This window comes from Nocardia glycosmidis (genome assembly GCF_052545115.1).
Window position 1 is genome coordinate 88,673 of sequence record NZ_JBQWRH010000004.1, and the last position, 12,495, is coordinate 101,167.

Consider the following 12,495-nt stretch of genomic DNA (forward strand, 5'->3'; position numbering starts at 1 on the left):
CGGGTCGACCCTGTGCGGTCGTCAGGTCTGTGGCGGGACGACCGACACAACCGGATCGGCGTTTCGGCGGCTCCGAGCGCCCGGGTCTTATGCCGATCGTGCCGGTGCGACAGTGCTATCGCCCTCCTCGTCCGTTATCGACCGAACCCGATCCCGCGAACTCAGTTGACCGGCGGGTTGCTCTGAGGTGGTTGGGTGGCGGCATTCGCGGACCCGCGATCGACGTTGCCGTGAACGCTTGTTCCATCGGCGTGCGACCGCGGTCGAGTGGGAGGTCTTCCCGAGACCTGCTGTTCCCGAGGCGTTCCGCAGGAGCGGCGGCTGGATTCACGAGTCAGGTTGTGCCTGTGGCGAATCAGTGTCTATGGCGCGCCATGGTGTAGCTGCTCCGTATGGTGCTCAGCCGGAGCCGACACCTACGGTATGGCGCTGTCCGGCTCAATGATCAAGTCGCATACAGGTATCCACGCCGACGGCACATGTTCCAGCCGTCGGTAGGACATCGGTTCCTCGACGATGGTGGTGATAGCCGTCCCGCCATGGGCGGCGGTCGAAAACAGACAAAAACGGATCAGGGAATCCATTGCCAAAGTGTCGCTGAGGAGGGTTACTGGATAGAGCGAAGCCGGCACCGCTGCAGGAGAATCCCCTTTCACCTCATCACGGTTGGAGCTAGATCCATGCCTACAATCACTTCGATTTCACCAACTTTCGGGCCCACCTCGGGCGGGAACTCCGTAGTCATCACCGGTTCCGGATTCAGTGGTGTCGGTCCTTTGACCGTGCGGTTCGGTTCGAACGCGACCACTTTCACCATCGATTCCAACACCCAGATCACGGCGATCGCGCCTGCTGGGACCGGCACGGTGAACGTCACAGTGCAAGCGCACCTGGATGGCACGAGCAACCCGGTGCCCTACACCTACGGCGGCCCGGGCGTTGTCTACGTCACTGATTCCGGTGCAGGCACGGTGCTTTCGGTGCCGGCAGCCGGCGGCGCTCCCACCACCCTGGCAGTCGGCCTGAATTTCCCTGCGGGTCTGGCTCTCTCGGGTACCACCCTCTACGTTTGTGAATTCGGGGCAAACCGAGTGGTGACGGTGCCGACCGCCGGTGGCATGGCAGCTCCCCTGGTGACCGGCCTGAATGGTCCCACAGATATTGTCATCTCCGGCAGCACCCTCTTCATCACCAACAGCAACAGCCAAACGGTGGTGACGGCGCCGATAACCGGCGGTGCGCCCACGGTCATCTCCGGGCCGGCGGGCTTCACTACTCCATTCGGTATCACGATTTGAGATCGGGAGGCTGCTGAACAATTCGCGAGTTGTCCCCGGTCGGCCCATGGTTGGCCGGGGACACCGTGTGATGCGTGATGCGGCTTTCGATCCGCCGCCGGCGAGGTCTCCGCCAAGCGGTCTGGAACGGGTTCTCGGGTCGGTTCAGTCGGTGTGCGGGTCGGTCGGTGATACCCGCCAGCGGCGGGACCAGTCCCAGACCGCGCCCAGTGCGGCACCGAGTTCTATTCCCGCGGTGGTCAATTCATACGACTTGTCGGGATTCTTCGCGATCAGGCCCGCGGATTGCAGGTGTTGCAGGCGTACCGAGAGCATGCTCGATGAGCAGTTGCCCATGCGGCGGCGCAATTCGAGGAAGCCGAGGCGATCCGGTTCCAGTTCCCACAGGATGCGCAGCATCCAGCGTTGGCCGAGGAGGTCCATCGTGGCCAGCAGCGGCGCGTTCGCCGGGTCGTCTCGCCCGCGCGGCGGCTTGGGGTCGTTTGCGCTTCTCATTTAGAACCAGCATAGTGATTCTGAAATAGAAGCGTGGGTCGGGCTGCTCCGGCGCGATCGAAAGGGCGACGGTGGACGACATGACCGGACGGCGAATCGTTCTGATCACGGGCGCGTCCCGTGGTATCGGCGCGGAGACCGCGCGGGTGCTCGCAGAGCGAGGCGACCATGTGGTGATCAACTACCGGGAGAAGGTCAAGCGGGCTGAGCGGTTGGCCGACTCGATCCGGCGGGAAGGCGGCACCGCGTCCACAGCGGGCGCCGACATCGCCGACGCGGATTCCGCCCGCGCGCTGATCACCGGGGTCGCTGCGCAGTTCGGCCGACTGGACGTGCTGGTGCTCAACGCCTCCGGCGGTCTGGAACGGCACGCCGGGCCCGGCTACGCGATGGCACTCAATCGCGACGCGCAGGAACGGCTCGTGCGGCTTGCCGTGCCACATATGCCGCCCGGCTCCCGAATCGTCTTCGTGACCAGCCATCAAGCGGCGGCGAGGACTACTTCGACGAGCGAGAGCTGACCTGCTGACGGACGGTGCGGCCCAGGACATCGGCCGGGAAATACTGCGGTTACCAATGCAGCTGGCTGCGGGGCGGCGTGACAGCTCCGACGCAGCGGGCTACCGAAGGGGATTGGGTATGCTGGCCGCCTGTCACGTGACGGCTCCGCATATTAGGGCTTCCCGCAGCGCGCTAGTCGCATCTGCGCTTGCATCAAGCGGGCTTCACCCAACTCGCCGGAAGTTGTCTGGCATGTCTAATCGGCGGGGTGAAGCCGTCGGAAAATTTGGCTGTTTTCGGAAAATGTGAGATCACTGGATATTTGCCATAGGGTGGTTGCCGGGCAAGGGCGCCGGGAATCCGATTGATTGGCGTGTCGTGTGGGCGGAACGGCCTGAAACGGAGGTGAAAGAAGCGGGTCTGCGTCAGGCTACGTGCATGTGGATGTTCGGGCAGTGCCGGAACTTCGGCATGACAAGGCATCGAGGACGTGACCGAAATGCGTCCATCCTGGTCGGAATGGGGGTGCGGAGGATGAATCAGCTGCCCGAGGATCGGGCGATTCCCGGAAAAGAGCTGCTGCTGGCGGTATTTCAGGGACAGTCGCGGATGGATCACCCGATGTTGCAGTCGGCGGGCGAATTGGCTCAGCTGCACCAGACGCGCGAACGCACGTCGTCCGACCACTCGGACGATCTCGACCGGAGGCGGATGCAATTGGTGCGGAGTATCGACCGCTGGGTCACCTTGGCGTCGCCGATCGCGCCTGCCGCCGCGCCCGAACACTCCGAGACGGTGGGCAGCATGGTGGACCGATTGGCCATGCTTGCGGCGCAGGCATTCGCAGCTCGCGCCCATGCGCCCGAAACCGCTTTCCGTGACGCCTGGCTCCGAATCGACGAATTGGCCGACGATTACCAGGATCTCATCGATGCCCTGCGCGCCGGAGCCAGGCGAGTACCCGAGGGCCAGTACGACTGCTGGTAGCTACTTGCCCCATCGGAACAGCCGGAACGACCGAGAACGCCGTCGCGGCAAGGTCGCATACACCATGGTCATATCGGCGAACACTTCCGCTTCCCGCTCGCGGTCGACGCCGAATTCCGCGCGGCCGAGTACATGTTCGATGGACTGCGGCGAAATCGAGGGCAGGATCGCGGCCAGGGTGGGCGGTGCATCGCTTCGCTCTTCGTCTTCGTGGTGCCCCAGCAGCATGTGCCCGACTTCGTGCAGGATGACGTGATCGGCGTTGCGGCCGGTCGCCGCGGCGTCGTACACGATGATGTCGTCGTGCCTACGCGCTACCCACAGACCACCGCCGCCGCAACCTGTGTCGGCCAGCATCGCCTTCGGGACGGCATGCAGGCTGATCGAGCGGCCGCGGTGCGTGGCCACCGCGGCCAAATAGGCGGTCAGGTTCCACGGGTTGGGCAGCGGCACAATTCGGGTCGCGTCGCCGAAACGCGCTTCCATGCTGGTCATCGGCGCCAACCTTACCCACATCGCAGTCCCTGGTCATCCGCAGAACCGGACGTATCGGCGGTCGGTGGACCGCTGACGGAGAATGAGATCGGTCGATCCGCGGGCGGCTCGGTGGTCGGGGACTGCGCCCGCGCGGCACGGATGGCCAGGTAGTTCAGGCCCCACAGCGCGATCCCGATGGCCGGCAGGACACCCGCGCGATGGCGTGTCGCGCCGGATTGCGGTCGGTGCGCGGTGTGACGAGAAAGCCACAGCTCAGTGCCGAGGATCGGCAGCGGCGTCGGCGCGTGGAGTCGTTGGACGGGTCGTTCAATCTGTCCGACGTGCGGCGTCCACGATCATGGCCGCGGAGTCGCGCGGGCTCAGGGCCATGGCCCGCAGTTGGTCGAAGATGACACCGAAGCGCCGGATTTCGTTGTGGCCCTCGATCAGCTCGTCACCCGCGATGCCTTCGATATAGACCAGTTCGGGGTCGGCGGGTTCCGGGAAATCCAGCAGTGTGAAGGAGCCGGCCATGCCCGGGTGCGCGCCCGCGTCGAACGGCAGGATCTGCAGGATCACGTTCTTTCGCTTGGCTTCCTGAAGCAGCCGCTCGAGTTGACCGCGCATCACCGAGGGACCACCGACGCTGCGCCGGATCGCGGCCTCGTCCATCACCACCCACAGCTCGAGCGGGCCCTCCTTGGCGAGGTTGGCGGCGCGATCCATCCTGGCCTTCGCCCTGCTCTCCATGACCGCCGCCTCCAGCTTCGGCATCGAGGTGTCGATCACCGCCGTCGCGTACTCGTAGGTCTGTAAAAGACCCGGGACTATGGAGGTCTGGTAATGACGGGCCGACAGCGCCTCGGACTCGAAGTTGATGTAGGCGGCGTACACCTCCGACACGCTGCCCTCGTAGGCGCGCGACATGCCGGGCTTCAATGCGTCCGACAGCAACTCGAGAGCGTCGTCGCGTTGCTGGTCGCCGATGCCGTACAGATCGAGCATCGCCATGAGGGTGCGGCGCTGCGGACGGGCCTGCGCGGTCTCGATCCGGTACAGCGTGGTGACGTTGATCCCGGTCTTCGCGCTGACCTCTTCCTTGCTGAGCTGGGCGTTTTCGCGCATCTCGTGCAGCATGGCCGCCAGACGTCGCAACCGGACGGTCAGTACGGTGCGCTTGCCTGCCATCAGAACAACCCTTTCGGTCTTGCGCACTTGCTCCGAACGCGTCACCGCGCTCTTTCGTGAATACGGCCCGCACGCAGCGAATCTGCGACGAAGACGTGGCACAGCAACAGAGACTACCTCCAGTGATCCGCATCATGGTCAGTGTTTTCCGGACGCGGAGGATTGCGGGAAGGCCGGGTGACCAGCCTCGACGGCGGGCGGCGCCGCAGTGCCGATGCTCGGGGAATGTACGGCACGATACGTCCCGCAGCGGGGAGAGCCGGTTGGCGACACGGCGCGCGGTATCAGCTGTTGCTTCGGCCGGGGTCGTGACCCTGTGCCGCCGCGTGTGCCCGGTCGGGACCAAGACTATTGCGAAAAAGTTGCTGGATTGCCTACATGGTTTCATTGATGAGATTTTTAGGGGTATATGCGCATAAAAATGTGTATGCGGAAAGTTTGCTACAGTTCGATTTCGGATTGCGTTCCGCGCTGACGCGGGCGCGGGGCGGTTGCATAATGGCCCGCGTGACGAGGATGGATCACGTCGCGCCGACCAGCGCCCGCGCGGTGGAGAGCGTTGTCGCCGGCGCGCCGCAGCGCGCGGGCAGCTTCCGCTTCTGGTTCGAGGGTCAGCGCTGGGAGTGGTCGGATGAAGTCGCGGCCGTCTACGGCTACGCGCCCGGTAGCACGCAACCCAGCACCGAGCTGCTGTTGGCGCACAAGCACCCCGATGACCGCGCGCTGGTCGCCCGATCCATCGACGCCGCCGTATGCGCCGGCGAGCCGTTCTGCGGCCGACACCGGGTCATCGATACTTCCGGGCGGACCCATCACGTCATCGTCGTAGCCGACCGCATGCTCGACGACCGCGGCCTGGTGGTCGGCACGCGCGGCTATCTCATCGACCTGTCCGGCGCACTCGAAGAGAACCGGCAGGAGGTCCTCGACCGCACCCTGCCCGAGCTCGTCGCGTCACGGGCGGTGATCGAGCAGGCCAAAGGAGTGCTCATGGTGGTCTACGGCATCAACGCCGAACAGGCATTCCGGGTCCTGCAATGGCGTTCCCAGGAGACCAACGTCAAGCTGCGCACGCTGGCGCAGCGGCTGGTCACCGAGATTCCCGCCCTGGGGGGTGGGCCGGCGTCGCAACGGGCCCGCTTCGACCACCTACTGCTGACCATGCACGGCGACGTCGTGGCGGCGGAGTGAAGCCGTCCTCTCGGCGGACTCGGAGATCGACAACTGCGTGAGCGGATTTCTTTCCGCCGGGGGTGAATCCGGCGTACGTGCTCGCTGATGGCTTGTCGCGTGATGATCGCCGGTCGGATCGCGCGATCGTGCGCGGTTTGCGCGGCGCGACCGAACCGTGGGCGGCCAGCGGTCGATGCCGTCGCTCAGAAGGCAAGCGTGTCAATGCGACTGACCGCGAATTTCGGCGACTTCGATCAATTGACCAGTCCCACAGGAGGTAATTCGGAGACAATTCAGGAGAAGAACAACTGTGGGACGGAGTCGTTGTGGTCAGTGAGTACACATCGGCGCTCGAGCGGGACATCATCGACATGCGCGGGCAACACGAGCAGTTGCTGCGGTCCGGGCGAAAGTGGTCGCTACGCGCGATGTTCAGCACGCCCGACTGGGACATAGCCGACTACTGCCGCGACTTCCGGCCGAACCGGTTCGGGGTGCAGGCATGCGCGGAGGTCGAACGATTCTGCCGCGGTCGAAAGATCTGGCTCGAACCCGGTGGCAGCCACTACAACAGCATGACGCCCTATCTGCATCCCGGCGCCATCAGCGCCGAGCGAATGACCGTCATCGGCTTGTACAACGCAATCCTGTTCTGGCTCAACGACACTGTGGGCCGGGAAAAGTTCGGGCACCTGGACGACGACGAGCAGCGACGGGCGCGTGTCGCGGTCGATCGGTTGTGCTCGTTGTTGCGTACGCGCACAGCGCCCAGCGACGCGACCCCGGTCGAGGCCTCGACATCGGCCTTTCTCGCCATGCTGTCCGCCCTCGCCGACCCGGCATGGCTCGATCGGTTCATCGATGACACCATCGAGCACCTGCGGCCCGCGATCCAGGACCAGAATGCCCGCACCCGCGGTGGTCTGCTCAGCGTCGCCGAGTACATCGACCTGCGCGGCCGGGTGTCGGGCATGTACCCGGCCATCGCCCTGTGCGAATTCGGTCGCGACGACTACCTGCCCTGGGACCGGATCCGTCGCGCGGGGCTCGCCGCGGATCTGCGCCGGTTGCGGGTGCTGACTGTGGAGATAGGCGCGTTGATGAACGACGTGTTCTCTTTCGAAAAGGAGTGCATCGTCGATCTGGCGGACTTCAACCTGATCCCGGCGATTCTGCTGAACGAGCCCGGAACCTCTTTGGCGGACGCCGTGCACGGCGCCACCGAGATCGTTCGGGCGCGGCTCACGGAATTCCGGCAGATCGGTGCGGCCACGGCGCAACGATGCGACCGCTTCAGAGCGCATGATGCCGCTCTGGCCGCGACCGTCTCGACCCACGTCGCCGATCTGATCTCCTGTGTCCAGGCGAGCTGGACCTGGCAGATCAGGACATTGCGCTACAAAGGCGCCTCGATATTCACTGAGAACGGCTCGGGTTAGAACCGGGTATCCGCACCGGCGGTGCGGAAGCTCGGCGAGTCGCAGTACTCGACGGTACCGAGCAAATGTGGATACGATGCGTCGGGGGGTATCTCTGGCCCGAGCGGTGAGGGGGTTGCGGTGGAGCAGATCGATCTCGTCGTGCTGGCGAATTCGTGGTGGCGGGCGTTGCAGGATGTTACCGGTGACCCGGTGTCGGTGCCCGCCCCTGAGGCCCTGCTGCTCGATTTGGTCGGGGAACTGGTTTCCGGTCTCGAAGCCGAACCGTTCGACGCCGATGTGGGGGTTCGTGTGGGCGCGGCGCTGGCCTACGCCGGGTTGGTCGACCAGGCCGTACCCACTGTGTCCGCGCGGGTGCTGTTCGAATTGGCCGAACGCGCCACGGACCCGAGGTGCGGCCGACGGCTCGCGGCGCTGCTCGCCGCGGTCGGACAAGGGCACGAAGCGCACCTGCGCGCGAAGAAGGACGGGGACCTGGATGCGGTGGGGGAGGCGACCCGAGCCGCCGACGAACGGTTCCGCGTCGTCTTCGACAACGCCGCGATCGCCATCGCCATCGGCGATACCAACGGGACGTTGCTGGACGCCAACCGCGGGCTGTGCGACATGATCGGAGTCCCGGTCGAAACCCTGCGCGGGGTGTCGGTCTACGACTTCGCGCACCCCAGTGACCGGGAGGGTATCCGCACACTGGTCTATGAGCATCTGGTCCCGGCGGGGCACGGCACGGTGCGGCTGGAGCAGCGGATTCGTCGCGCCGACAACAGCTATGGGTGGGCGGCGTTCGCGATTACCTTTGTCAAGGGCGTCGACGGGCGCAGCGACTATCTGCTTGCCGTCGGCGAAGACGTCACCGAGCAGCACCTGATGCGCGAAGAGCTGCACCGGCAGGCCCGCCACGACCCGCTCACGGGGCTGCCGAACCGGCGGCACCTCGTCGAGCGGATCGACGAGATGATCGCGAGCGCCGGCAATGGGGACCGCGCGGGGTTGTGTTTCGTCGACATCGATCGCTTCAAGCACGTCAACGACCGCTACGGACACGGAACGGGCGACCAGATCCTCACCGCGATCGCCGCGCGTTTGCAGGACAGCGTGCGCGACGCCGGTTGCCTGATCTCGCGTATCGGTGGTGACGAGTTCGTGGCGCTGATCCCGCCACCCGCCAGCGACCAGCGGGTGACGGCCGTGGCGAACAACCTGCTCGAGGCGTTGGTCGATCCGATCATCGCGGGCGACCGGCGACTACGCATGTCCATCAGCATCGGCGCGGTCGTCACCCCGGTCGCGGGCGCGGACGCCGAATCGCTGCTGGACGCCGCCGACACCGGCCTCTACCGCGCCAAAGCCGACGGCAAGGGCCGGTGGGTGCTGCACATTCTCGACACGGCTACCTCCTGTGGCCCCCAGCACGTACTGTGAGCGCGGCGCGGAAGATCTGTCAGCGCTCCACCAAACTCTGCAGAAAAGCCGGGTGGATGGTCGGCCACTCCGCTTTCCAGAGTCCTTCGCGTAGATCGTGATTCAGGGCGTGCAAAAGCGACGTGATCCACTCGCCTTCATCGAGTAGCGGCCGGATCAGCCCCACCTCGCCGTACTCGGCCACTACCGGTACCAGGGTGTCTTTCGCGGCGCCGGTCTTCCCGGTCGCCGCGAGGCAGGAGGCGAGCAGCAGCTGTGCCTGCGCGGCGGCCCGTCGACGTCGAGTCGGGTCGATGGCATCGCGCAATTGCTCGGCGCGCGCGACCGCGGCGGCGGCCCGTTTCGCCGCTCCGGACCGCAGTAGCATCCGGATCGCGGAATCTTCGCGCAGGTCCGCGGCCATTCTCGCCACGCCGTCGTCGCCGTCCGGAGGTTCGGTGACGTGGGTGGCGGTGAGTCCGAGCCGGACCTGCTCGTTGGCGATTCGGGTGGCCAGGCGCGGCAGATGCACGGCACGGGCGGCCGCGGCACCTTCGTCCAAGCGGCGTGCGGCCGCGGCGAGGTCACCGCGCAGGGCCTTGATGCGGGCACCGGTGGCGTAGACGGCCATCATGAATTCGACCGGCCCGCCCTCGGTGCCGAGCCGGCCCGCCTCGTCCAGCAGCCGTTCGGCGGCGGCGAGCTGGTCGCGTTCGTAGAGCAAATCGCCGAGCAGAGCGCCGGCCAGCCGTGCCGCGTAGGACTGTGGGCCCGAGGAGGTGGTGGCGATGTGCAGGGCGGTGCGGAAGCGGCGTTCCGCCGCGGCGATATCGAGCTGCTCCCGCGCCGCGATGCCGATCAGGCTATTGCTGTACAGCAGGCTGAACGTGTTGCCGCTCTCCCGGTAGTAGGGGGCTGCCCAGTCGTGCCATTCACGTGCCCGCGCGTAGTCGAACCGGCAGCTCGCGGCGAACGCGGCGAGGTTCGCGGCGACGCCCAGCGCCCACGGCCCCAAGGTGCCGGTTCTGGCCAGGCATGCGGTGACCACGGCGTCCACCTGTTCCGGGTGGTCGGCGAACACCTGCTCCATGCACTCGATGAGGTCGGCCTCGACCGCGACATCGGGGTCGGGGTCCAAGGACTTCTCCAGTGCCGCCCGGACCGTTCCCAGGGCGGCGTGCACGGCGCTGGGCCGCCGCAGCAGGGCATTCGTCCACGCGACCCCGATCTGTAATCGCGCGCGGGCGCAGGCCGCCGCCGGTGGCAGTTTCGCCACCAAGCCCAGGAACGTCGCGAGCCGGCCGTCTTGTACCAGCGCGCGGGCCCTCGCCTCGACGATGTCGCCGGCCTTCTCGGTGTCGCCGCAGGTCAGCGCGTGATCGACGGATTCGCTGAGCATGCCCTGCTCGGCGAACCAGGAGGCCGCCGCACGATGCAGTTCGCGTGCCTGATCGGGATGGTCGCGTTCGAGCCGCTGCCGCAGGATCCCGGCGAACAACGGGTGGTAGCGGAACCATTCACCGCCTGCATCGATCCGGCGCAGGAACAGGTTGCGGCGTTCGAGGTTCTCCAGCACCGATCGCCCCTGTGGACTGCCGGTGAGGGTGCCGGCCAGACGGCCGCAGATACGTTCGGGCAGCGAGGTTTTGAGCAGAACATCAAGTAAGTCCGGCTCGACGGCGTCGAGCAGGCGCTCGGCCAGATACTCGATGATGTGATCGCGCCCGGAAAGCTCGGCGATCAGCATCGCGGGGGCCGGATGCTCGCGCAGCCAGAGCGCGGCCAGCTGCAAGGCGGCAGCCTGCCCGTCCGTGCGGTCGCGCAGTTCGACGCTCTCCTTGTCCGTCAGCGCGACACCGCTCTGCTCGGCAATCAGGGAACGTGCTTCCTGTGCTTCGAAACGTAGTGCAGCGGTGCCTATTTCGACGATCTCGTGGCGAACGGGCATGGTGTCGAGCGGTGAACTCTCGACCGATCGAGTGGTCAGAATGATTTGTAAGTGCTGACGGCCCTGCTCGACCAGCGAATGCAATACGTCGACGGCGGCCGGATCGGTGACCCGATCCCAGTCATCGATGACCAGCGCGAACCGCTCGGTGCGTTCGTGAATGGTGTTGATCAGCGTGGTGAGCACGTAGCGGGTGGCGCTTTCGTCACCGTGTTCGAGAATCCGGGACAGCTCTGGCACCAGCTCCGGAGTTGCCCGGTTGAACGTCTCGATCAGGTGGGTGAGCAACCACGCGACATTGTTGTCGTCTCGGTCGGCGCTCAACCACGCCACCGTGACACCGTCGGTTTCGGCAAGACGCTCGGCCCATTGGGCTGCCAACGTGCTCTTACCGAACCCTGCGGGGGCATGGATGACGGCAAGCCGCGGTCGCGGCTCGGTGTGCCACCCGCCCATCAGCCGGTCGCGCCGGACCAGCGGCCGGTCGGAGATCGCCGGGCGGAACTTCGTCTCCGGTGTGCGAGGCGTCGCGAGTGGGGATGAGGGGTGTCTTGCCGTGGCGGCGATGGGCCGCGTGTTGAGGTCTTCCTGGACGGTGATCGCGGTAGGCAGGCTCATGTTCTCGACCGGCAAGCCATTCTGGCGCTGAACAACTCGCAGCGATTCACCGAAAGCGGCGGCCGAGGGAGGACGGTCGCCCGGTTCCCGCGACATGCCGGCTTCGATGGCGGCGCATACGTCGTCGGGGATACCACCGGGGCGCAGATCCGGCAGCGGATCGGCGGTGATTCGACGGAACTGGTCGACGATCCGCTCGCCGGAGCGTCGTTCGTATGCCGCGTGGCCGGCGATCATGGCGAACAGTGTCGCGCCGAGCCCATAGATATCGGAAGCCACCGACTCGACCTCCGAGCGCAGGACCTCCGGTGCGGTGAACGCCGGGGAACCGGTCACCGTTCCCGTGGCGGTCTCGAAACCGCCTTCGACACGGGCGATCCCGAAGTCGGTCAGCTGCGGCTGGCCGTAATCGTTGAGCAGGACGTTGTCCGGTGTGATGTCGCGATGCAGAATCCCGGCGCGGTGCGCGGTCTCCAGAGCTCCGGCCAGCTTGACGGTGATGCCGATCGCCTCGTGCCACGGCAGGAAATTCTCACGGCGGATCCGGCCGGCCAATGAGCCCTGCGAGTGATAGGGCATCACCAGATAGAGCCGTCCGCCGGCGGTGGTGCCGACGTGCAGGATCGGCACGATGTTCGGGTGCCCGGACAGCGCTCCTATCGCCTGCTGCTCGCGGATGAACCGCTCGACGTTCTCCGGCTCCAGATCCGGCCGAGCGGTGAGGACCTTGACCGCGACGCTGCGATTCAGCGCGCGCTGGCGGCAGCGGTAGACCACGCCGATACCGCCCTTGCCGATCACCTGCGCGTCGTCGAGACCTGCGCCCTCCAGTTCTTGCTCGATACCTGGAGGCCGATCGCTCTGTGGGGCGAACGGGTCCGAACCGGCCATGACCTGCTCTGTGTCGGGTGTCTATGGTCCTGCGAGTAGATACCCAGTTTATGCCCGGCGAACCTTCCGGTTCGTTACC

The 12,495-nt window shown here is 66.0% G+C and carries 11 protein-coding genes and 1 pseudogene; 7 read left to right on the plus strand and 5 right to left on the minus strand.

The features are described from left to right. Positions 1 to 416 precede the first annotated feature (416 nt). Positions 417 to 656 carry a hypothetical protein gene (locus ACT86A_RS06340; RefSeq protein WP_445091344.1) on the minus strand — a complete coding sequence of 80 codons (240 nt, stop codon included), beginning with the start codon at positions 654 to 656 and terminating at the stop codon, positions 417 to 419. Positions 657 to 680: 24 nt separating this feature from the next. Between ACT86A_RS06340 and ACT86A_RS06345 the strand changes: the two are divergent. After that, a pseudogene (locus tag ACT86A_RS06345) lies at positions 681 to 866 on the plus strand (IPT/TIG domain-containing protein); the annotation flags it as partial. 45 nt (positions 867 to 911) lie between these two features. Further along, positions 912 to 1,298 (plus strand): NHL repeat-containing protein, encoded by a 387-nt coding sequence (locus ACT86A_RS06350; RefSeq protein WP_445091345.1) that lies wholly within the window; start codon positions 912 to 914, stop codon positions 1,296 to 1,298. Positions 1,299 to 1,442: 144 nt separating this feature from the next. Here ACT86A_RS06350 and ACT86A_RS06355 read toward each other — a convergent pair whose 3' ends face one another. Continuing rightward, complete coding sequence (locus ACT86A_RS06355; protein ID WP_445091049.1) at positions 1,443 to 1,793, minus strand: winged helix-turn-helix transcriptional regulator; 351 nt, start codon at positions 1,791 to 1,793, stop codon at positions 1,443 to 1,445. Positions 1,794 to 1,873: 80 nt separating this feature from the next. Here ACT86A_RS06355 and ACT86A_RS06360 point away from each other — a divergent pair, with 80 nt between their 5' ends. Then, on the plus strand, positions 1,874 to 2,314 hold the full coding sequence (locus ACT86A_RS06360) for an SDR family oxidoreductase (RefSeq protein WP_445091050.1): 441 nt from the start codon (positions 1,874 to 1,876) through the stop codon (positions 2,312 to 2,314). A gap of 514 nt (positions 2,315 to 2,828) precedes the next feature. Continuing rightward, entirely contained in the window at positions 2,829 to 3,281 is a 453-nt protein-coding gene (locus ACT86A_RS06365) for a DUF4254 domain-containing protein (RefSeq protein ID WP_445091051.1), read from the plus strand. Here ACT86A_RS06365 and ACT86A_RS06370 read toward each other — a convergent pair whose 3' ends face one another. Then, positions 3,282 to 3,776, minus strand: coding sequence for a hypothetical protein (locus ACT86A_RS06370; RefSeq protein WP_445091052.1), 495 nt, complete (start codon positions 3,774 to 3,776; stop codon positions 3,282 to 3,284). A gap of 309 nt (positions 3,777 to 4,085) precedes the next feature. Then, a complete protein-coding gene (locus ACT86A_RS06375; protein WP_445091053.1) occupies positions 4,086 to 4,946 on the minus strand; it encodes a helix-turn-helix domain-containing protein in 861 nt (286 codons plus the stop codon). Positions 4,947 to 5,462: 516 nt separating this feature from the next. Between ACT86A_RS06375 and ACT86A_RS06380 the strand changes: the two genes are divergently transcribed. From ACT86A_RS06380 to ACT86A_RS06390, 3 genes are all read left to right on the plus strand, one after another. Further along, positions 5,463 to 6,137: a PAS and ANTAR domain-containing protein gene (locus ACT86A_RS06380; RefSeq protein ID WP_445091322.1), complete on the plus strand. Its 675-nt coding sequence runs from the start codon at positions 5,463 to 5,465 to the stop codon at positions 6,135 to 6,137. Positions 6,138 to 6,445: 308 nt separating this feature from the next. Further along, entirely contained in the window at positions 6,446 to 7,558 is a 1,113-nt protein-coding gene (locus tag ACT86A_RS06385) for a terpene synthase family protein (protein WP_445091054.1), read from the plus strand. 120 nt (positions 7,559 to 7,678) lie between these two features. Continuing rightward, a complete protein-coding gene (locus ACT86A_RS06390) occupies positions 7,679 to 8,980 on the plus strand; it encodes a diguanylate cyclase domain-containing protein (RefSeq protein WP_445091055.1) in 1,302 nt (433 codons plus the stop codon). 19 nt (positions 8,981 to 8,999) lie between these two features. Here ACT86A_RS06390 and ACT86A_RS06395 read toward each other — a convergent pair whose 3' ends face one another. Beyond that, entirely contained in the window at positions 9,000 to 12,416 is a 3,417-nt protein-coding gene (locus ACT86A_RS06395; RefSeq protein WP_445091056.1) for a protein kinase domain-containing protein, read from the minus strand. Positions 12,417 to 12,495 lie beyond the last annotated feature (79 nt).